Raw genomic sequence first — 20,850 nt, forward strand, 5'->3', positions numbered from 1 at the left:
AGTTCTGTATTTACTACAACACCTCTCATTAATACTCGACAAATGGGTTTTGTACTGGCTTTTAATTGCTCATTGATACGTTTGCATAAACTTTACACACTTTAAGGGATAGTGTATTTATTTATGTACGTCTTGTGTGGCTAGAAACTGGGTTTAACTTTTAATAATGTCTGGTTTTTAACTCAATTTATTAATCATTTTAGCTTAACATCTCCAAAAAGTCGTATTCACTTATTATAGGAATATTTAGCTCGTTGGCTTTTTGCAGTTTTGCAGTTCCCATATTTTTTCCCCCTATTATAAAAGAAGTATTTTTAGATATAGCTGAAGTGTTTTTTCCGCCATTTTGTTCTATCATATTTTTTATTTCTGTTCGTTGAAGTTTTTCGAAAACACCTGAAATCACAAAACTTTTACCTCCTAATACATTAGTATCTAATTCAATAGGGTTCAATTCACTTTTCATTTGTATGCCGTATTCTTTTAAACTATTTATCAGAGCACAATTCTTCAAATCACTGAAATAGTTTAGAATGCTAATAGCTATCTTATCTCCTACATCGTCTACTTCTATCAAATCTTCAAAGGTCGTTTTTGATAAAGTGTCTATATCTCCATATTGTATAGCGATTTTTTTAGCTAATGTCTCACCTACATGTCTTATGCCAAGAGCATACAGAACTCTATGGAATGGAACTTCTTTAGATTTTGAGATTCCGTTTATGATGTTCTGTGCGGATTTTTGTGCTATCCTCTCCAGATTGATTATATCTTCTTCTTTCAAGGCGTATAAATCAGCTATATCTCTTATAATATTTTTTTCAAAAAACAGATCTATAGTTTCACTTCCCAAACCATCTATATTCATGGCTTTTCTGCTTATAAAATGTTCTATCTTGCCTTTTATCTGAGGAGGACAATAATCTGAATTAACACAGTAATGCTGACTTTCATTCTCTCCTCTAACCAAAAGGGAATCACATTGAGGACAACTTTTTATAAAAATGGTAGGAGTCGAATCAACGTGTCTCTTAGAAGTATCCACACTGACTATTTTAGGTATTATTTCTCCTCCTTTTTCTATACAGACTGTATCTCCTTGTCTTATATCCATTTTACTTATAAAATCTGCATTGTAAATGGAAGCCCTTTTTACAATCGTATCGGCTAGGATGACAGGTTCTAAGTTAGCCACAGGGGTTATGGCTCCTGTTCTGCCTACTTGATAATCTATGCTTTTTAGCAAGGTGATTGCTTGTTCAGATTGAAATTTATAAGATATAGCCCAACGAGGAGATTTAGCCGTAAATCCTAATTCTTCTTGATGGTTGTAATCATTTACCTTTATGACTATTCCATCTGTGTTGAAATTCAAGTCTTTGCGCTTTTGATCCCAATATTTCACAAAGTCATAAACCTCATCTATATTATTTGCTAGTTTAGAAGTATCTGGCAATTCAAATCCCCATTCAACGATTTTTTGCAATCCTATGTAGTGTTTGTCAAAAGTCAGACCTTCACCTAAAACATGGTATACAAAACATATTAAAGGTCTTTTTGCCACCTCCTTACTGTCGTGTAGTTTTAGAGTGCCAGAAGCGGCATTTCTAGCATTTATAAAAGGTTCTAAATCATTATTTATACGATGCTCATTTAGTTTTTTAAATCCATCTTTACTCATTAAGATCTCACCTCTAACTTCTAGATCTTCAGGAAAATCACCTTTTAATTCAAGAGGAATAGAATTTATGGTTTTGACATTGTCTGTAATATCATCTCCCTGAACGCCATCTCCTCTGGTTATAGCTTTGTATAATTTGCCTCCTCTATATAAAATACTTACGGCAACTCCATCGTATTTTAACTCACATACATATTCCAAATCATTTTCTATAACTTTCTTTACTCTAATATCGAATTGTTCTAGCTCTTCTTTAGAGTAGGTATTTGACAAAGAGTACATCTTTCTTTGATGAACTACAGTTTTAAATTTTTTGTTTACACTTCCTCCTATTCTCTTTGTGGGGGAGTTGACATCTTGAAATTGAGGATATTCTTTTTCTAATTCTTGAAGTTCTTCTAGTAATTTATCAAATTCGTAATCTGAGATAACTGGAGAGTCTAAGTCGTAATAGTAATGGTTATGCTCTAATAGCTTTGAAGATAATTCTCTTATCCTTTTTTCAACACTGGTTATATTCATATATTTACTGGCTTTTCTCTTATGTGGCAAAGGTAATGAAGATTGTTTCCAAGAATGTATTCCCAAAATAAAAAAGTAGTTAAAAGTTTATGAAGTTCAATCTTAAACTCTTGTTTGGTTTAAGCCGCGCCGCAAGGAAAATATTGGACTTTTGGATATATAAAAATTTCCATGTATCTCTATCATCTACCTCTTTGTGTGCCTTGACTCTCAAAGAATTTTCTGGCTCTTATGATCTGTATATTTTGGTTTTTGTATTTTTTTCTACACTTCTATCTTATAGATTGTCCAGTTTAGATTTAATAAAGAATTACAAACACTTAAAATCTATATCTAGAACGGATATATTTATTTTAGTCCTTTCTCTTGTTATATGTCTGGTTGTATTCTTCGAGTTAAAGGCAGATAGCATCTGTGTATTATTTCCTTTTGCAGTTTTATCATTATTGTATTCAGCTCCTTACAGAGGCAATAGGATAAGAGAAATTCCATTTGTGAAAATATTTTTGATATCCGCATCATGGACAGTGGCTACAGTTGTATTTCCATTTGTAGAATTAGGAATAAGGATAAATTTTATCTATCTATTACAGATATTTTTATTTGTATTTGCCATAACTATACCCTTTGATATAAGAGATCTAAAACTAGATGATGCTTCTATGAAAACCATTCCTCAAGTAGTAGGTAAATGCCGAGCTGTACTAATTTCTATTATCGCCATTGTGATATCTATTTGGCTTTTTATATATCAAAATATAATAAGCGCTGATCTATTGACTATTGTAAATGTTATTTTAGTATACGTATTGGGTTGTGTGCTGATATATTTTTCCCCTAGAAATAGAGGGAGATATTATTTCTCTTTTTTTATAGAAGGGTTGACTATTTTAATGTTTTTATCACATATCTCTGTATAAAGAAGTATTTTTGTTTGCCCAAAAACTAAATAATATGCAAGAAGATACCCCCCTTATATTAGTTACAAATGACGATGGTATAACTGCTCCTGGAATACGAAACTTAATATCTATTATGAATGAAATAGGTCAGGTTGTAGTCGTGGCTCCTGACAAACCCCAATCAGGCACATCGCATTCTGTTACTGTGAGAGATATTTTACGAATAAGAAAACAGAATGTTCCGAATAATTCTCATATAGAGTACAGTTGTTCTGGCACTCCAGCCGACTGCGTTAAAATAGCTAAAAATGAAATTTTAGACAGAAAGCCCGATTTATGTGTTTCAGGTATAAATCACGGTTCTAATGCGGCTATAAATGTCATCTATTCTGGCACCATGTCTGCGGCTATAGAGGCGGGGATAGAGGGGATGCCTTCTATAGGTTTTTCTCTTATGGACAAAGACTGGAATGCTGATTTCAAACCTCTGGAAGAATACATAAGAATGATTACAAAGACTGTTTTAAAACAAGGGATTCCCAGTGGAACAGTATTAAATGTGAATTTCCCTAAAATAGATAATATAAAAGGCGTCAGGGTATGCAGGCAATGCAAAGGTAGTTGGAAAGAAGTATTTGAAAGAAGAGTAAATCCAGCTGGAGACACTTATTATTGGTTAGATGGGGAATTTGTAAACTGGGAGAACACCGATAATCAAGATACAGATATATCGCTGTTAGACTCTGGATACGCTACAGTAGTTCCTGTCAAGTTTGATATGACTGACTACAATGCCATTCCAAAATTAGATTTTTTAAACATAAATTCTGAGAGTAGCGTAAACCCTGAGAATATTATGCATATGTCTTAATTAAAAATTTATTATTTTTGACCCCAATCGAAGTAACCTCTAGCGATAGCCGTACATGTTGCTCGATGGTATAAAATAAAAAATAAAAAATGGATTTATTAAAATACGTACAGGATTCTTACGTAAAGGAGAATGAGATACCTAATTTTTCTTCAGGAGACACTATAACTGTAACTTACGAAATCAAAGAAGGTGTTAAGACACGTACTCAGTCTTTCAAAGGAGTTGTGTTACAGAGAAGAGGTAGTGGCACTACCGAGACATTTACTATTAGAAAGATGTCTGGAGCTGTAGGTGTAGAGAGGATATTCCCTATAAACCTGCCTTCTATAAAGAGTATTGAGCTTAATAAAAGAGGTCTTGTTAGAAGAGCTAGAATTTTCTATCTGAGGGAATTAACAGGTAAAAAAGCTAGAATAAAAGAGGATAAAAGAAAACCTAAAGCTTAAAAAAAGAATATCCTAATACTCAAAACATAAGTTTATAAAAAGATAAAGCATCCTAAAAATATTTGGGGTGCTTTTTTTAATTACACCATATGGCACTTTTAAAATCTATCTCTGGAATCAGAGGAACTATAGGGGGAAAGGTTGGGGAAAATTTAACACCATTAGATGTAGTAAAATTTGTTTCGGCATATGGAACACTTTTAAAAAAAGACAATCCCAATAAAAGATTAAAGGTAAATATAGGTAGAGATTCTAGAGTCTCTGGAGAGATGATAAGGCAATTGGTAGTCTCTACTCTCCAGGCTTTTGGTATAGATATAGTAGATTTGGGATTAGCTAGCACTCCTACAGTTGAAATATCTGTTTCTATAGAACGTTCTCAAGGAGGTATTATAATCACAGCTAGTCATAATGAGAAAGAATGGAATGCTTTAAAATTCTTAAATGAAAAAGGGGAATTCTTGACTTCAAAAGAGAGTGAAGCCCTTTTAGAGTTAGCCCAACGAGACGATTTTGTATTTTCTACAATAGAGGATTTAGGAACATATAGAAAGGACGACACTTATTCTCAAAAGCATTTGGATGGAATCTTAAAACTTCCTTTGGTAAATACAGAAGTGATAACCCAAGCCAATTATAAAGTTGTGGTAGATGGCATTAATTCTGTAGGAGGTATTATAGTTCCAGATCTTTTGAGGTTATTGGGAGTGAGCGATATAATAAAATTAAACTGTGATCCTACAGGTCTTTTTTCACATAATCCCGAACCGCTAGAAAAAAATTTAGAAGAGGTTTCTAAAAGGGTGGTAGAAGAGAAAGCTGATTTAGGTATAGTTGTAGATCCTGATGTAGATAGATTAGTCTTCTTTAATGAGAACGGTTCTATATTCGGAGAAGAGTATACTCTAGTGGCTGTTGCGGATTTTGTCTTGTCTAAGACAAGAGGGGCTGTCGTATCTAACTTATCTTCTTCAAGGGCTTTAAGTGATATAAGTAAAATATACAATTGTGATTATTATAGCAGTGCCGTTGGAGAGGTAAATGTCGTAGAAAAGATGAAAGAGACAAAGGCTGTAATAGGAGGGGAGGGTAATGGAGGCGTAATATATCCAGCTTATCACTATGGAAGAGATGCTCTAGTTGGAATAGCTCTTTTTTTAACACATCTAGCTAGTAAAAATCAGAGTATGACTGCCCTTAAAAACACCTATCCAAAGTATGCTATGATCAAAGATAAGATAGAATTATCGCCAGATCTGAATATAGATGAGGTTATGGGTTATTTAAAAAATAAATATTCCTCAGAGAAAATAACCGATATAGACGGAGTTAAAATAGATTTTTCAAAGTCATGGGTTCATCTGAGAAAATCAAATACTGAGCCCATAGTACGAATATATGCAGAGGCTGTAAATCAATCCCAAGCAGATGAATTGGTAAAGAAAATAATCGGAGATATTAAATCGTATGCATATATCTAAATATTGTTTATTCTGTTTTTGCAGGATTTTAGCAGTGTCAATATAGTTCGTATTATTTCATACCTTTACGCTTTCTTAATCTTTAAAAACTCATTCCTATGTTAAAAAACAATACTAAAAAATTCTTGTGTGCAATTTGTATTACACTTTTAAGTTCTTGTTATTCTCATACCATGATACATGGTAAAGGGCCCCAAAAAGGAATAGATACACATATAACAAATCATTATTTAATGGGTGGTTTGGTCCCTATTCATGTGCCTAATCCGTATGATAAAATATCGGATACTGAAAAAGATTTTTCTATAAATATTCAAGTGAGCTTTGTAGATTTTTTAGTACGTGCTTTGACAGTAGGTTTTTATACCCCAACAACTACAACGATTACAAAATAATTAATGGGTCAAAAAACTCTTTTAAGTTATCTTAATCTTATGAGGTTAAAAAAGATTTAATTCCCTTTGTTTTTTTATAAATTTGCGCAGATTTTTACTTTCATCTAAACTAAAAATAATATGTATCCAAAGGATTTGTATGAGCCTATGAAGTACGATTTGGTAAAACATGGTTTTGAAGATCTTAAAACTTCTGAAGAAGTAGAGAAATTTATGAGTAAAGAGGGGCTCAGTATACTAATTGTAAATTCAGTTTGTGGTTGTGCTGCAGCTAATGCTAGGCCAGCTGTCAAAAATTCTTTAAATAGTGTAAACAGACCTAAAAATCTAGGAACTGTTTTTGCTGGGGTCGACAGAGAGGCTGTCGATATGGCTAGAAAATATATGTTGCCATTCCCTGCTTCTTCACCATCTATAGCAATTTTCAAAGATGGGAAATTGGTTCATATGATAGAAAGACACAATATAGAAGGTAGAGAGATGGAAGATATAACATCTGATATAGTTTCTGTGTACGATAAAAACTCTTTTTGAGATAAAATTATTCACATAGTGGTTTAATAATTTTTTATATTTAATTGTAGTTTTTGCAAAAAAGGAATTAAATTTGCACACCTCAAACGATGAGGTGCATTTTTTTGCTTTTTAATTTTATTAGGAAGTTTTGATTATTGCTTAGGCGTCTTAGCTCAGTTGGTAGAGCAGAGGACTGAAAATCCTTGTGTCCCCAGTTCGAATCTGGGAGATGCCACTTTTACTTTTCTCTTTACGCTGAGACGAGATTTTGTTCTTCAATAGGAAGATAATTATAATAACCCTTTTAATTCTCGTTAAGCTTTTTTCTAAGTTCTCTATAGAACAAGCAGTATTATATTTTAGACTCGAAAAATTTCCCTGGTGAGCTAGTTATTAATCCCTTTAACTCCAAATTAAACATGATGTCTAGGATTATATGAGATGGTTTTTTAGATAGTATTACTATTTGGTCTATTTGCAATTTTCCTTTGCTTTGTAGCAAGGATATAATATCCTCTTCATCTTTATTCAAAGATATCTCAGTAGGTTTTATTTGAGTGTTATCATTTGTGTAACAATCCCAGTTTAGATGTTTTTCCATATCCTCATATGAATAGAATATATTAGCCTTATTCTTAGATATAAGCCAGTTGCAACCTTGACTGTATAAATCTGTGCTTCTGCCTGGGACAGCAAATACTTCTCTATTGTAAGAATTAGATAAGTCTGCTGTTATAATAGCGCCTCCTTTAAGAGGCGATTCCACTACTACTATTCCTTCGCTAATGCCTGCTATTATTCTGTTTCTTTTAGGGAAATTTTCTCTTTTAGGAGAAGTATAGAAAGGAAATTCTGTAATTAGTAATCCTTTTTCGGCTATTTCCATTGCTTCCTTGTAATGTGCTTTAGGATATATTTCATTTAACCCATGACCTAGAATAGCCACGGCTAGTAAATTGTTATTTAAAGTTTGCTCATGTGCACATATGTCTACGCCATAGGCCATTCCACTTACTATTACTAGGTCTTGTCGTTTTATGTCTCCTATGATTTTTTTGCAAAAATCTCTTCCGTAAGAAGTCATTTTTCTAGTGCCTACAACACTCAGTATTTTCTTTTTGTTTATGTCAATATTTCCTTTTGTAAATAATAAAACAGGAGCATCGTGACAGTGTCTCAGATTCTTAGGGTATCTCTTGTCTGAGATAGTCCATATGTCAATGTTCTTTTTGAGAGATATCTCTATTTCTTTTTCTGCTTTTACTAAAGAATCTTTACTTTGGCGGGTCAAAGAGTATATAGCTCTTTTGTTTATATTGGGAATCTTGTACAAGTATTCTTTATTTTCTGAAAATACTTCAGATGCACTTCCACAGGCTTCTATTAGTTTTCTAGCTGTGATATCACCTATGTCTTTAGAGAATTTTAAAGCTAGGGTATAGAGAGTTTCATTATTTGCCACTTTAAAAGATGTTATGATAAAAAACAGATTCTACAATCCGCAATTTATTAAAAAATACTTCCTAAGGGGCAGAGGGGTATTTTATTTTTTTATATCCCCATCTATATTATTCAGGCTCTTGTTAGAAGTGTCTTTTGATTTATGAGTGTCGCTCATAGTGCAAGTAGAATTGAAGATTGCGCCTTTTTCTATGGCTATTTTAGGTGTTTTTACATCTCCAGTTATATTGGCTGTAGGTTTTATATATAAAAAGTCTGATATTATCAGATTGCCTTCTACTTTCCCTTCTATGCTAGCTTCATTAGAATTGATATTTCCTTTTATAGAGCCTGATTCGCCTAAAATTACTTTTCCCTCACAGGATATATCTCCTATTATGCTTCCATCTACACGGATATTAGATAAAGAAACTATACTTCCTTTTATGGTAGTAGTTTCACTAATTTTATCCACTTTGTTTTCCATATCTATTACCTTTTTCTTAGTTTTTTCTTCTTTATTTAAGAACATTGCTTTTTTACATTTCTATTGTTAAATAGCCAAGATTACCCTGATTTTATATAGGCGAGCAAATATAAATCTTTATTTCAAGGAGCATTGCATAAAGTTTATCTGACATATAATTGCGTGTGTTTAGATAAAGTTTTCATGAACCCCTGAGTTAGAACAATCTCCAAAAAAAAACATGTTGCCATTGGCTTTGAGTTAAAATAATTCTAGTGTTTGTAGCGACTTATTTGACTCAATTTTACCAATTGAATTCAGATTGTGATTTAAAATTTTTTAAATGAACAATTTTTCTAAATTTGCAGACTTTCCAAAGTTAATTAATAATGAAACTGACTTTTATTTACTTAATCCCTCTCATGGGAATTTTAGGTTTGTTTGTTATGACTATCAAGTCATTGTGGGTGAATAAGCAAGATGAGGGAGATAAGGATATGGCTGAATTAGCAAAGTACATAGCCGATGGTGCTTTAACATTTTTAAAAGCAGAATGGAAGATATTGAGTTATTTCGTATTTGTGTCTTCTTTGTTATTAGCTTATTCTGGTTCCTTAGTAGAGGAATCACATCCTTCTATAGCTATATCTTTTATCATAGGTGCTGTATTTTCAGCTTTTTCAGGTTATTTGGGTATGCGTGTCGCTACTAAGGCTAATGTTAGAACAGCACAGGCTGCTAAGACATCTTTGGTTAAAGCCTTCAAAGTTTCATTCACAGGTGGTTCAGTTATGGGTTTAGGCGTTGCCAGTCTTGCTGTTATAGGTATGGGGAGTTTATTTATAGTCCTTTTGAGCATTTTTGTTCCTGAGAGTGCCATAGCAACGAGTATAGAGATGAAGACTGCTATTGAGATTCTAGCTGGTTTTTCTCTAGGAGCTGAATCAATAGCCCTTTTCGCTCGTGTAGGAGGGGGTATTTACACTAAGGCCGCCGATGTGGGGGCTGACTTAGTAGGTAAGGTGGAAGCTGGAATTCCAGAGGATGATCCCAGAAATCCTGCGACTATAGCCGATAATGTGGGGGATAATGTGGGTGACGTTGCAGGTATGGGAGCGGATTTATTCGGATCTTATGTAGCGACTATACTAGCTACTATGGTATTAGGTCAAGAAATAAGTGTGTTAGATAATTTTCAAGGTATGTCTCCTATATTGTTGCCAATGTTGATAGCGGGTGTAGGGCTTTTGTGTTCTATAGTGGGCATGTTGTTTGTAAGCATAAAAAAGGAACAAGGCGATGTTCAAAAAGCTCTCAACATAGGTAATTGGATTTCAATTTTATTGACTGTTATAGGCTCTTATTTTTTAGTCTGTTACATATTGCCAGATAAACTTTCTCTTAGATCTTATGAATTTACATCTATGGGAGTTTTTTGGGCAATTGTAATCGGTTCTATTGTGGGCGCTCTTATGAGTTGGATTACTGAATATTACACAGTTATTGGTAAAAGACCTGTTAATTCTATTGTTCAACAATCCTCTACAGGTCATGCTACAAATATAATAGGAGGTCTTTCTGTAGGTATGGAATCTACGGTCATTCCTATTATAATTCTATCTGTTGGGATTACCTCGTCGTATTATTTTGCTGGCTTGTATGGTGTGGCTATAGCTGCTACTGGAATGATGTCTACTACTGCCATGCAGTTAGCCATAGATGCTTTTGGCCCTATAGCTGATAATGCTGGAGGTATAGCTCAAATGAGTGGTTTGCCTAAAGAAGTTAGAGATAGGACAGATATATTAGATTCTGTAGGAAATACTACGGCTGCTACAGGTAAGGGGTTTGCCATAGCTTCTGCGGCTTTGACAGCTTTGGCATTATTTGCAGCTTTTGTAGGAATGGCTGGTATAGACAGTATAGATATATATAAGGCTCCTGTATTAGCAGCGTTATTCATAGGGGCTATGATTCCATTTATTTTTTCTTCTTTATCTATAGCCGCTGTAGGTAGAGCTGCTATGGATATGGTAAATGAGGTTCGTAGACAGTTTAAAGAAATACCTGGGATAATGGAGGGTAAAGCCATGCCAGAATACGATAAATGTGTAGATATTTCTACTAAGGCTTCTTTGAGGGAGATGGTTTTTCCTGGGGCAATAGCTTTATTAGTTCCCGTATTAGTTGGTTTTGGACTAAACGGATTTTTTAAGGATGTTTCTTCAGCTGAAATATTAGGAGGTTTATTAGCAGGAGTTACAGTCTCTGGAGTGCTTATGGGCATATTTCAGAATAATTCGGGTGGAGCTTGGGATAATGCTAAGAAATCTTTTGAAAAGGGAGTTGAGATAAATGGAAAGATGGAATACAAGGGGTCAGAGGCGCATTCGGCCTCTATTACTGGAGATACTGTTGGAGATCCTTTTAAGGATACTTCAGGTCCATCTATGAATATTCTGATTAAATTAATGTCTATAGTATCTTTGATTATAGCGCCACATATAGGAGTTATCTCTAATGAAGATTGTGAGAGTAGTAAAAGAAACAGAGGTGGTTGTAAACAAACTATAGAACTGAATGCTCAAAAGGTTACAGGATGTTGTAAAAAAATGTCACCAAAGCATGGGTAATATTTTTATAAAAAAAATCTGTTATTGAAAATAAAAGTATTAGATTTGCCGCTTCTAGCTACTTTTTAGCTATTAAAATTGTAATAAATAAAATTAAATTATCAAAGAAAACATCTATGAAAAGAGTCAATTTTAAGTTCCTTTTTGCTACATTTCTTGTTTCTATGTCTCTTCTTTACACCAGTTGTGCTAGTTTAGATCATCTTGGCAAAGATTTTTATTCAGTGACCCCAGATCCATTAGAAGTTCATGGAGGAAAGGTTAAGTTAAACGTAACGGGTAAGTTTCCGTCTGAAGTCTTTAATAAGGACGTTATGATTACCTTAACTCCTGTTTTAAAGTATGAGGGCGGAGAGGTAAAGTATGAGCCTGTATCTTACCAAGGAGAGGAATATCCAGGTAATGAAGATGTAGTCCCTTATTCTACTGGAAAGGAAATCACATATTCTGAAGAGATAGAATATACTTCTGCTATGGAGTCATCTTCTGTAGAAGTAAGAGTTGAGGCTAGTAAGGGCGGTAAAGTCGTAAAAAATGATTTTAAGCCTATAGATTTGGCTAAGGGTGTTATAACGACTTCTCTTTTAGTAGATAATTATCCTAAGGCGTTACTGGCTCTTAGTAATTTCAAAAGGATAACAGAGCACTCTTTAGAATTCAAGGTTCATTTTCCTGTTAATTCTTCTGTTATAAAGAAAGGAGAATACAATTCAAGTGATTATAAAGCATTTATTAGTTTCCTTAACAAGGCTGCAAAGGATGCCGAAAAGCTTAAAATAATGTCTATAGAGGTATCTGCTTATGCTTCTCCTGAGGGAGAACAGACCCTTAACAAAGACTTGTCTGCAGATAGAGGTAAGTCTACTGTTTCTCTTATAAATAAGGCCGTAAATAAATATAAAATAGTTGGTATAGATCAGTTATTAACTTATGTGGCTAATGGTGCTGATTGGGATGGGTTAAATAGATTGTTAGAGGAGACTCCTATAAAGGATAAGGAAGTGATAAAAAGATCATTAGACGAAACTCCTTTGTTAGAAAATAAGGAGAAAACTTTATCTAGCTTGGCAAACACATATTTAGAATTGAAAAATAAAGTTCTTCCAGCTTTAAGAAGAGCCAATGTGGTGGTTAAATATAATTTGGTTGGGAAGTCGGATGAGCAGATGTTAGAAATGTCTAAAGATGCTGATGGTTTAGCTGCGTTGAGTGAATCTGAAATTATGTATGTCGCTAGTGATTTACTTTCTGATTCTAATGAGAAATTAGAAATGTACAAGAAGGCAGAGACCTTGTTCCCTAATAGCAGTGCTATAAAGAATAATATTGCAGTAACCTTATTGCGTAAAGATCAGGTTGATATGGCTAGCGATAAATTGGAGAGCATAAAAAATATAGAAGATTATGTCAAATTTAATAAACTCGCTATAGATATGATAAGATCTTCTTTTGAGGAGAGAGAGAATTCTAAGGATGATTCTGGTTCTAAGGATAGTGATTTAATAACTGCATTTTCCGAGTTAGGTTTCCCAGAGATTAGTTATAACTTAGGTATATTGTATATAAAAATTGGTGATTACCAGAAGGCTGTTGAGAAATTAACTGGGTTCCCTTCATTTAACTTAGCCTTATCTAAGGTTTTAAGTGGTGATTATCAAGCAGCTATAAATGTCATGGAAGGCGGTCAGATTCAACAAACGCCTAAGGTTTTGTATTTAAAGGCTATAGCAGCTGCTAGGTTAGGCAAAAATGAAGATGCTAAAACTTATATAAAAGAGGCTATTGATAAGGATCCTTTGTTGTCTGAAAAGGCTAAAAAGGATTTAGAGTTCAGGGATGTATACAGTACTACTGAAAGTGAAGTTGTTTCTCAGTAGGGAAATAAAAACTTCTGAAATATTGAAATAGTTTTATTGATCCGTTAAACAAAATATGCAGCTAAATTATTTTTGGCTGCGTATTTTGTTTTACTTATTTAAGTAATTCTCTCTATATGAATATTCTTACAGATGAATATTTTATGGGTATAGCCATACAAGAAGCTAAAAAGGCTCTATATAGGGATGAAGTTCCAGTAGGTGCTGTTGTCGTCTTAGATAACAATATTATTGCAAGAGGTCGTAATATGACTGAGATGTTAAACGATGTAACAGCTCATGCAGAGATTCAGGCTATTACTAGTGCAGCTAATAGTATAGGTTCAAAATATCTAACAGACTGTATTATTTATACAACTTTAGAACCTTGTTTAATGTGTGCTGGCGCTCTATATCTGAGCAAGATAAAAAAATTAATATACTCTGCACGAGATAAACAAAGGGGATACCACAGCAAGTACAATATACAATTACATCCAAATACAGAAGTAGAGCACGGTATTTTTGAAGAGATATCAGAAAAGATTATAACTGATTTTTTTAAAAATAAGAGAGTATAGAATAGTTCTATGTACAATAAATCTTATATAATGGATTAGGCCATTTTAGTTTATTTATTTTTTGATTGTAAACAGTTATTTCTAACTATATTTGCCGAGTATTTTTCCTCTGATTTATACAGAGGTTATTTCTTTTCGATTAGCGGGCGTGATGGAATTGGTAGACATGCTAGACTTAGGATCTAGTGCTTCACGGCGTGAGAGTTCGAGTCTCTCCGCCCGCACCCATTTTTGGTTTAGCTTTTTTATCTATCAATTTAGGGAGATATATCATTAAGGTGAATAGCCCTAAAAACCCTATTATCCACATAGACCAGTGTGGTGTTTGTTCTTGTAATTCAGTTTCAAATAAGTAATACATTAGGATAGATAATGTATTGTTTATAAAGTGTATGAGTATACACAATGATAGGTTGTCACTATAAACGTATATATATCCCAATATGCATCCTGAAAAAAGTATCGGCAAAAATGCTTCTATATTTAGATGTAATAATGAAAACATAAAACTACTGATGAATATAGAAAGAGATACTCCCATATATTTTCTCAAATATGTCAAAACTATTCCTCTAAAAAATAGTTCTTCTCCTACCGAGGGTATGATTGCTATAACTAGGATATTTGATAATAAGTGATAAATGCCGCTAGGATGCAATATCAGCTTCATAATATTTTTAGATTCTGTTGCAAGATCGTGTAAAAATGATAGATCATTCGGTATAGGCATCTGTTTATTTAAGAATTCTAAGAATGAATTGCTCAATGCCATAAAAATCACTATTAAAAAACAATATGATAAAAGTGACCATTTGATTTTGTGTAATTTAAAAAATCTCAGTTTAGATTTTTTTCTAAGGTGAATATATAGTAGAGGAGGAATTATAAATATCCCTATAGAATTACAGGCTTGTAATACTTTTATACATATTACATCATTCTTATCAAAGGATATATGTCCGTGATATAAAAATATTATAATGTAACCTATACAGGAGAATAGTATCCAAGAAATAAGTAGGATAACGACAAACTTAAATACTTCTTTATTAAAAAGCCTAAATAAGTAATTCACAATTCTATTTGCAGTATTTTAATAAAACTACTTTGACCGATAAAATTTTAGTAAAAATATATATTTTAGATTCTATTTGTGTACAGGGTTTAGTCATAGAATTTATATTTGTTTAATCAATTGCATTATGTAGTCTAATTCAGAAATGTTTTTAAAACTCACTTTCGTTTTTTAGTGGCTTTAGTTTCTCTGTAAACCTGAGTTCGATTAATAAACCAAATTAAGACGGGCATTGCCGACGATTGGGTATTTGATAGAGGTTTTTTTTAGGCGAAAAGCTGTAAGCGATAAGTCCAGAAATGATATTGGACAGAAAATTAGCAAAACTTCTATGTCTAGAATACTCTATCTGACAAATATTTTTAAGCTGATCATTGATGGTTTCTATGATTGATCTCTTTCCGAGTAATAGTTTATCAATCATTGGCATGAGGGCATTTTTCATGTTATTTTTAACTGAGGTAATCAATTCTACGCCTTTTTCAAAGAGATTTTTTCTTAAATCTTTGCTTATATCCTTTGTCACCAAAGAGTTTACCAAATATTTTAGTCAAAAAAACGCTCGTTTTTTAATGGCGTTCTATCATTCTTCATTAGCTCTTGTGATGCAAAAATTTAGTATTTCTCTTCGGTCGTTTGTGACGATATGAAGTTTAAATCCATAAAACCAGCCTATCGTTGATTTTCCTATATTAGCAATGCCTTTGAATACCTTATTTCTAACACGAATCGGAGTGGAATCTACGAACGAAATACCAGTACATTTTCCTAAACAGAATGTCTTTAAAAACAAGGTAAGAGGTAATAAATTTTGTTGCATTAATTCTACAAATCTGGTGTATGATACGATTTTAGGGAATTCTTTAGTCATGTGTTTTTGTAAATAATTCAAATAAAAATACTTGAAATTTCTCATGCTACTGTGTTGAAAAATAATCATTATGGTTATTATTTCGCTAGAGCTCATTCCACATGGGCGTTTTGATTTATTCCCCAAAAGTGCTTTATCAATAACTTGAGAATATTTTTTACAGAATTCATCAACTAAACAAAATATTTCTGTGATTTTCGAGCAAGTTATCATGCCTGTTTTTTTTAGAATTAAAATGTTGAATTTTAGAGCGTTAAATTACTCTAATTCCATTGTTTTTATTTAATTACCCTAAGTGATTATTAACCCAGATTATTCACGGTTATATTTCAATGTTGGGTATAAGTGTTAATTTTAAAGGGCTTTAACCAAAAACAACCATTTTATATAAAGCCCAAAAGTCAGGAATTGAAGTACATTATTTAATCTGAATTAGATCAGAAATACTTAGTAAAACAATATTTTTAACTTGAAAAAATCATATGACTATGAATAATCCAGGGTTAATCGAACTCAGGTTGTAAAGCTCTAAATTTCTCATTTGACAAATCAGGATTTCCCATAGTTAAATGAGCTCTTTATTCTGATGCTCTATTTAGTTTTCATCCCAAATATATTTTTCTCTCACTGAGAGCAATAAATTGTTCTTCTAATTGGAGTGTTTGTCAATTAAACTCATATTTAAGTTTTTTATTTAAAAACCTACAAGGGTAGCTTTAAGTTTTGTATCTTAGCCGCTAATTAAGTAGATTCCTACAAGGGAAAAAATAGTATTGGGATTATAACATTAACAAAAGATATGAACTTAAATTTTAACAGATTCCTTTTGGGAATATTTTTTATCACTGCGGTATATTCTTGCAATAAGAAATCTAAAAAAATAGAAAAACGTGACAAGAACAACTCTATTACTAGTTTTAAACTAGAGGCATTAAAAAACCCTAATATAATGGGCAGATCTGATATAGAAGCGCAAATAGTTAATTCCCCTATGGGATCATCGATTTATCTAATCTTATTGCCTAGTGGTGTTGCTACACCCCCTAGTTTTATGAATAGTATCACCACTCAAGCTAGTACTTCTAGTGCTAGTGGCGTTGGTAGCGCTGGGGGGACTGGAGTTACTAGCATAACAGAGCCTACTATTCCTGCTATCAATACAGAAGATGTGCTTAATGTTCTCAAGGCTAATAGTTTTACTCCTACGATTGTTGTTTCACCTAAGGCTAAGATATCCCCTGATACTGGAGTGCCTCAAGCTCTATCTAAAATTGTTTTAGCAAAAGGGGATAATAAATATCCTAATCTAGAACGGTCGGGTGTAGAGTATACAGTTACAGCTGAGAGTGAGGATGTTGATACTTTTAGAGTTATTGCTTTGCCAGCTTTTAATATTGTCATACCATTTAAAACTAAAATCTCTACTTCTGCTAATAGCGAGAATATTGAAAATACTGTTACTGCTCCCGCTTCTTTAGGTGGTGCTGGTGGTGTCGGTGGTACTGGTGGTACTGGTGGTGGTGTTGGTGGTACTGGTGGTGGTGCTGGTGGTGGTGCTGGTGGTGGTGCTGGTGGTGTTGGTACTGGTACTGGTGCTGGTGCTGGTGCTGGTGCTGGTGCTGGTGCTGGTGCTGGTGCTGGTGCTGGTGCTGGTGTCACTACTACTATTCCTCAGATAGATGTTTTTTCAACAAGTGTTGATAATCTTAACGAGATTATAGAATTTGGCTCTCTAGATAAAGCTGTTTTAAAAACTAGTGTTGGCGAATCTGTGACTTTAAATGGTATAACTGTAGAAACCGTTAGTCCTCTATCTTTTCCAGGTGTGACAATTAGTAAATTTCCAACTAGTGCTACTTTCACAAAGAAAGGAAGTAGTGGACAAGACGCTCGCACTTATGAGGCAGATCTTCCAATCTCTTATACGATAAGTTCAAAAAAGTTCACAAGAACTTATAGGGCAATTATATACAAAAAAACATAGTTAAGAGGGTTTTAGCTTTTTTCAATCTTTGATTATTTAGCGTGTTCTATTTATTAGAATGCGCTTTTAGTTTAATTCGCAGGGGTGTTTTTTATGTCCCTGTTTTTTTTAGCCTATCTCAAAAACTTGATACCTGAGTTCGATTAATAATTTGCTTACTTAAAACAGCCGAAAGCCTTGAATTAACTGGGATTAAAGAGACTCGTATTTGTAATAAATTGAATGTTTTTTGCGCGAAAATTGTTAATTTTCTATTAAATCGTCTCATAAACACACAAAAGAGCCAAAAACTAAAGGGGTGTTTCCTTAAATCCGAATAAAACCAAAGGATTCAAACGTCTTTATTAATCGAACTCAGGTTTGATGTGTTTTACTTACTTAACGCTAAAAGCAGCGTATAAAAAAACGGCTATAAGCCTATATAAATCAAGCGTTAGTGTAAATTAATAATGATTAAATTATTTTCTTAAAAATGGTTGTTTCCTTTAAAATTTAGTTTGTAAGCTTGCAATCAGTTTTTCGAAAAAGATAGAGGTCTGCATATAATAAAATTTTGTTTAAAATTATTTTAGCAACTTCGTTTGGGTTGTTTTTTGTGATTCTGATTTATGGTTGAGCGATATTTGTCGTTTGTAATTAGCTTTTAAAATAAAATAAATATGAACTTAAAGTTTAATAAAATCCTTTTAGGTATGATTTTTGTGGGAACTATGTTATCTTGTGACAAGAAAGATAAAGTAGAAAGGAGTGACAAGAATCAGATTACTTCTGTCAAATTAGAGAAAACCCTTAATGCTTCTCTAGGAATAAAAGGAACAGAATTAGCAGCAAAAGAAATTACTGCTGGAACTAATAAGTATTATATCGCTTTATTAGCTAATGGAGCTACAATAGATAATACTACTAAGGTTAAGCCTACAATAGCTATCTCTGATAAAGCTACAATAGATCCTAAAAATAAAATAGAGCAAACTCTTGGAGTTGTCAAGCCAAGTGCTGCAAGTCCTGACCTATCCCAATCAGGTGTAGAATATACAGTTACAGCTGAAGATGGTACTAGTAAAAGTAAGTACAGAATTATTGCTTTAAAAGCTCCTAAGGGTGTTAACGCAACTCTAGCTAGTACTAAAGCGCCTGCAGAGGGCAATACTGCTATCGATGCAGATGTTGATGCTACAGCAGTAAGTAATAGCGATGAAACAATAACCTTCGGGGGGTGAAGATGGGTTGTTAAAAGCAGATACTTCAAGTCCAGTAACTTTAAAATTAACTATAGCTACTACCGCAGGAGATATTCCTGCTTCATTTGGCATTACTCTTGAAGCATTTAAAACTGAGGGATATGTATTTACAGCAGATAGCCAGAATGCTAATAAGTATACAGCTACTATCCCTTTTGTATACAAAAAAGGCAGTATTGTCTTGTTTACAAGAAATTATACTGCTACTATATATAAAAAAGCAGCCCAAGCTAACGGCAACGGCCAGTAATACTAGTTAGTCTAAGTAAGTAATATTGAGATAGATTTTATATCAAAGTATTTCAATAAGAAGGAAGCCGTCTCATTAATGAAATGAGGCGGTTTTTTAATTTTTGGTATTTAGAGCTACATTTTAGTTTCTTTTTAACCCGAATTGTTCATAGTTATATGAATTTCTCAAGTTAAAAATATTGTTTTACTCAGTATTTCTGAGTAATTATCAATCTAATTCAGATTATAAATAATGTACTTTAATACTCCACTTTTGGGCTTTATGTAAAATGGTTGTTTTTGGTTAAAGCCTTTTAAAATTAACACTTATACCCAATATTAGAAATATAACCGTGAATAATCCGAGTTAACAAGTCTTCATCTGCCAATAACAAGACCACTTGTTTGAAAATATCTTTAAAAATGGTCTTGAGTTTTTTACTATGCAAGCGAACAATGGTATTGTGATCTACTACCTATTGAGCTGAAAGTCACATATAAATGATGTTTTCACGCATTGCCTTGTCAATTTTTCTTGAAGAATAGGTATTATCCATGTAGGCATAATACCATTACTTTGAGCATCATCTGTTCAATCACGCCATTGGCAACTTGCGCAGGATGATCTGCAGGAATCAATTCTTAGATACTAGGTGGAAAAAGCCAATTTTGTCGTTGGTTGTAGTTCCTGAAATTTGTATTCATACTATTTGATTATCAATCAGTTAGTGAGATAAACTAACAGATAAAAAAAACTACACTTTTAAACAAAAAAAGCTGCCTCGGTTTTGAGACAGCTTCGTTTTTTTTCAGAACTAACTTTATTTATATAGACTAATTTTTATCTGTTCTCCCATCTGAAAACTAAGATTTAAAGCTTTAGCCCTGGCTGAGGCAGCGAAGTTCTTAGTTCTATCGCTGTATAAAATACCACGTGAAGAGTTTATGAGCAGACCAATATCGCTATTAATCCCATATTTGCAAACTTGGGATAAATCTCCACCTTGCTCACCTATTCCAGGTATTAAGAGAAAGTCATCAGGAACGATACTTCTTATATCAGAGATATATTCAGCTTTCGTAGCTCCAACTACAAACATCATATTTCCATGGACATCCCATTTTTTAGCAGTCTCCAAAACCCTTTTGTACAACTCTTGAGAATTATCCAAAATCTTGGTCTGAAAATCATAAGCTCCACAATTAGAAGTCAACACTAAAATTATAGTGGTTTTATCTCTATAGGATAAAAAAGGACTTACAGAGTCTTCCCCCATATATGGACTTACTGTAATTGCATCAAAATTGAAATATTCAAAAAAAGTTTTAGCATACATTTTAGAAGTATTGCCTATATCTCCTCTTTTTGCATCTGCTATTGTAAATACTTCTGGATAATGAGTGTTTAGATAATCCATAGTCTTCTTTAAAGACTCTAATCCACTTATACCTTCCGCTTCATAGAAAGCTATATTTGGCTTATAAGCCACAGCAAACTCATGAGTAGAATCTATTATCTGTTTGTTAAAAGCAAAAATAGGATCGTCTAATTCTAAGAGATGAGGTGGAATCTTAGATAAATCCGTATCTAAACCCACACACAAGAAGGATTTCTTCTTTTTAATTTGCTCTACTAAGAGTTTTGGAGTCATTTT

17 protein-coding genes, 2 tRNA genes and 1 pseudogene are annotated in these 20,850 nt (G+C 33.1%); 14 read left to right on the forward strand and 6 right to left on the reverse strand.

Features of this window, described 5'->3' with window-relative positions:
• Window positions 1–199: 199 nt before the first annotated feature.
• Window positions 200–2,269 carry an NAD-dependent DNA ligase LigA gene (gene ligA / locus JBKA6_RS03260; protein ID WP_317044163.1) on the reverse strand — a complete coding sequence of 690 codons (2,070 nt, stop codon included), beginning with the start codon at window positions 2,267–2,269 and terminating at the stop codon, window positions 200–202.
• Window positions 2,270–2,292: 23 nt separating this feature from the next.
• Here ligA and JBKA6_RS03265 point away from each other — a divergent pair, with 23 nt between their 5' ends.
• The 7 genes from JBKA6_RS03265 (at window position 2,293) to JBKA6_RS03295 (ending at window position 7,052) form a co-directional block, all read left to right on the forward strand.
• Window positions 2,293–3,123, forward strand: coding sequence for a UbiA prenyltransferase family protein (locus JBKA6_RS03265; RefSeq protein ID WP_157776911.1), 831 nt, complete (start codon window positions 2,293–2,295; stop codon window positions 3,121–3,123).
• Window positions 3,124–3,157: 34 nt separating this feature from the next.
• On the forward strand, window positions 3,158–3,976 hold the full coding sequence (surE, locus tag JBKA6_RS03270; RefSeq protein WP_096685827.1) for a 5'/3'-nucleotidase SurE: 819 nt from the start codon (window positions 3,158–3,160) through the stop codon (window positions 3,974–3,976).
• An 89-nt stretch (window positions 3,977–4,065) separates the two neighbouring features.
• Window positions 4,066–4,425, forward strand: coding sequence for a 50S ribosomal protein L19 (gene rplS, locus JBKA6_RS03275; protein WP_096685829.1), 360 nt, complete (start codon window positions 4,066–4,068; stop codon window positions 4,423–4,425).
• 89 nt (window positions 4,426–4,514) lie between these two features.
• Window positions 4,515–5,906 carry a phosphoglucosamine mutase gene (gene glmM / locus JBKA6_RS03280; RefSeq protein WP_096685831.1) on the forward strand — a complete coding sequence of 464 codons (1,392 nt, stop codon included), beginning with the start codon at window positions 4,515–4,517 and terminating at the stop codon, window positions 5,904–5,906.
• A 98-nt stretch (window positions 5,907–6,004) separates the two neighbouring features.
• Window positions 6,005–6,301: a Bor/Iss family lipoprotein gene (locus tag JBKA6_RS03285; RefSeq protein WP_096685833.1), complete on the forward strand. Its 297-nt coding sequence runs from the start codon at window positions 6,005–6,007 to the stop codon at window positions 6,299–6,301.
• A 120-nt stretch (window positions 6,302–6,421) separates the two neighbouring features.
• The gene (locus JBKA6_RS03290; protein WP_096685835.1) at window positions 6,422–6,835 is read left to right on the forward strand and encodes a BrxA/BrxB family bacilliredoxin; all 414 of its coding nucleotides are present in this window, start codon (window positions 6,422–6,424) and stop codon (window positions 6,833–6,835) included.
• A gap of 144 nt (window positions 6,836–6,979) precedes the next feature.
• Window positions 6,980–7,052, forward strand: a tRNA-Phe gene (locus JBKA6_RS03295).
• A 117-nt stretch (window positions 7,053–7,169) separates the two neighbouring features.
• On the opposite strand, the gene dprA is transcribed toward JBKA6_RS03295, so the two are convergent.
• Window positions 7,170–8,279, reverse strand: a complete 1,110-nt coding sequence (gene dprA, locus JBKA6_RS03300) for a DNA-processing protein DprA (RefSeq protein ID WP_157776912.1) — start codon at window positions 8,277–8,279, stop codon at window positions 7,170–7,172.
• 81 nt (window positions 8,280–8,360) lie between these two features.
• Window positions 8,361–8,789 carry a bactofilin family protein gene (locus JBKA6_RS03305; RefSeq protein WP_096685839.1) on the reverse strand — a complete coding sequence of 143 codons (429 nt, stop codon included), beginning with the start codon at window positions 8,787–8,789 and terminating at the stop codon, window positions 8,361–8,363.
• A 323-nt stretch (window positions 8,790–9,112) separates the two neighbouring features.
• Here JBKA6_RS03305 and JBKA6_RS03310 point away from each other — a divergent pair, with 323 nt between their 5' ends.
• From JBKA6_RS03310 to JBKA6_RS03325, 4 genes are all read left to right on the forward strand, one after another.
• Window positions 9,113–11,356 (forward strand): sodium-translocating pyrophosphatase, encoded by a 2,244-nt coding sequence (locus JBKA6_RS03310; RefSeq protein ID WP_096685841.1) that lies wholly within the window; start codon window positions 9,113–9,115, stop codon window positions 11,354–11,356.
• Window positions 11,357–11,472: 116 nt separating this feature from the next.
• Complete coding sequence (locus JBKA6_RS03315; protein WP_157776913.1) at window positions 11,473–13,233, forward strand: tetratricopeptide repeat protein; 1,761 nt, start codon at window positions 11,473–11,475, stop codon at window positions 13,231–13,233.
• 122 nt (window positions 13,234–13,355) lie between these two features.
• Window positions 13,356–13,793, forward strand: a complete 438-nt coding sequence (locus JBKA6_RS03320) for a nucleoside deaminase (protein WP_172843127.1) — start codon at window positions 13,356–13,358, stop codon at window positions 13,791–13,793.
• A gap of 142 nt (window positions 13,794–13,935) precedes the next feature.
• Window positions 13,936–14,017: transfer RNA gene (locus tag JBKA6_RS03325), tRNA-Leu, on the forward strand.
• Here JBKA6_RS03325 and JBKA6_RS03330 read toward each other — a convergent pair.
• Complete coding sequence (locus JBKA6_RS03330; protein ID WP_157776914.1) at window positions 13,984–14,868, reverse strand: CPBP family intramembrane glutamic endopeptidase; 885 nt, start codon at window positions 14,866–14,868, stop codon at window positions 13,984–13,986. The two genes, JBKA6_RS03325 and JBKA6_RS03330, sit on opposite strands and share 34 nt — an antisense overlap.
• Before the next feature lie 220 nt (window positions 14,869–15,088).
• A pseudogene (locus tag JBKA6_RS03335) lies at window positions 15,089–15,952 on the reverse strand (IS982 family transposase).
• A 586-nt stretch (window positions 15,953–16,538) separates the two neighbouring features.
• Between JBKA6_RS03335 and JBKA6_RS07495 the strand changes: the two are divergent.
• From JBKA6_RS07495 to JBKA6_RS03350, 3 genes are all read left to right on the forward strand, one after another.
• The gene (locus JBKA6_RS07495) at window positions 16,539–17,723 is read left to right on the forward strand and encodes a hypothetical protein (RefSeq protein WP_157776915.1); all 1,185 of its coding nucleotides are present in this window, start codon (window positions 16,539–16,541) and stop codon (window positions 17,721–17,723) included.
• A gap of 659 nt (window positions 17,724–18,382) precedes the next feature.
• Window positions 18,383–18,943 (forward strand): hypothetical protein, encoded by a 561-nt coding sequence (locus JBKA6_RS03345; RefSeq protein WP_096685849.1) that lies wholly within the window; start codon window positions 18,383–18,385, stop codon window positions 18,941–18,943.
• Window positions 18,944–18,950: 7 nt separating this feature from the next.
• Complete coding sequence (locus tag JBKA6_RS03350) at window positions 18,951–19,214, forward strand: hypothetical protein (RefSeq protein ID WP_096685850.1); 264 nt, start codon at window positions 18,951–18,953, stop codon at window positions 19,212–19,214.
• An 802-nt stretch (window positions 19,215–20,016) separates the two neighbouring features.
• On the opposite strand, the gene pyrF is transcribed toward JBKA6_RS03350, so the two are convergent.
• Window positions 20,017–20,847, reverse strand: coding sequence for an orotidine-5'-phosphate decarboxylase (gene pyrF, locus JBKA6_RS03355; protein ID WP_096685851.1), 831 nt, complete (start codon window positions 20,845–20,847; stop codon window positions 20,017–20,019).
• Window positions 20,848–20,850: the final 3 nt, after the last annotated feature.

It is taken from the genome of Ichthyobacterium seriolicida, from assembly GCF_002369955.1.
Lineage (GTDB): Bacteria > Bacteroidota > Bacteroidia > Flavobacteriales > Ichthyobacteriaceae > Ichthyobacterium > Ichthyobacterium seriolicida.

What these genes read in the sequence shown, in the direction of transcription:
- JBKA6_RS07495 (WP_157776915.1), top strand. Translation starts at nt 16,539, where the DNA reads ATGAACTTAAATTTTAACAGATTCCTTTTGGGAATATTTTTTATCACT.
- rplS (WP_096685829.1), top strand. Translation starts at nt 4,066, where the DNA reads ATGGATTTATTAAAATACGTACAGGATTCTTACGTAAAGGAGAATGAG.
- pyrF (WP_096685851.1), bottom strand. Translation starts at nt 20,847, where the DNA reads ATGACTCCAAAACTCTTAGTAGAGCAAATTAAAAAGAAGAAATCCTTC.
- JBKA6_RS03310 (WP_096685841.1), top strand. Translation starts at nt 9,113, where the DNA reads ATGAAACTGACTTTTATTTACTTAATCCCTCTCATGGGAATTTTAGGT.
- glmM (WP_096685831.1), top strand. Translation starts at nt 4,515, where the DNA reads ATGGCACTTTTAAAATCTATCTCTGGAATCAGAGGAACTATAGGGGGA.
- JBKA6_RS03315 (WP_157776913.1), top strand. Translation starts at nt 11,473, where the DNA reads ATGAAAAGAGTCAATTTTAAGTTCCTTTTTGCTACATTTCTTGTTTCT.
- JBKA6_RS03305 (WP_096685839.1), bottom strand. Translation starts at nt 8,789, where the DNA reads ATGTTCTTAAATAAAGAAGAAAAAACTAAGAAAAAGGTAATAGATATG.
- JBKA6_RS03285 (WP_096685833.1), top strand. Translation starts at nt 6,005, where the DNA reads ATGTTAAAAAACAATACTAAAAAATTCTTGTGTGCAATTTGTATTACA.
- JBKA6_RS03290 (WP_096685835.1), top strand. Translation starts at nt 6,422, where the DNA reads ATGTATCCAAAGGATTTGTATGAGCCTATGAAGTACGATTTGGTAAAA.
- surE (WP_096685827.1), top strand. Translation starts at nt 3,158, where the DNA reads ATGCAAGAAGATACCCCCCTTATATTAGTTACAAATGACGATGGTATA.
- JBKA6_RS03345 (WP_096685849.1), top strand. Translation starts at nt 18,383, where the DNA reads ATGAACTTAAAGTTTAATAAAATCCTTTTAGGTATGATTTTTGTGGGA.
- JBKA6_RS03265 (WP_157776911.1), top strand. Translation starts at nt 2,293, where the DNA reads ATGAAGTTCAATCTTAAACTCTTGTTTGGTTTAAGCCGCGCCGCAAGG.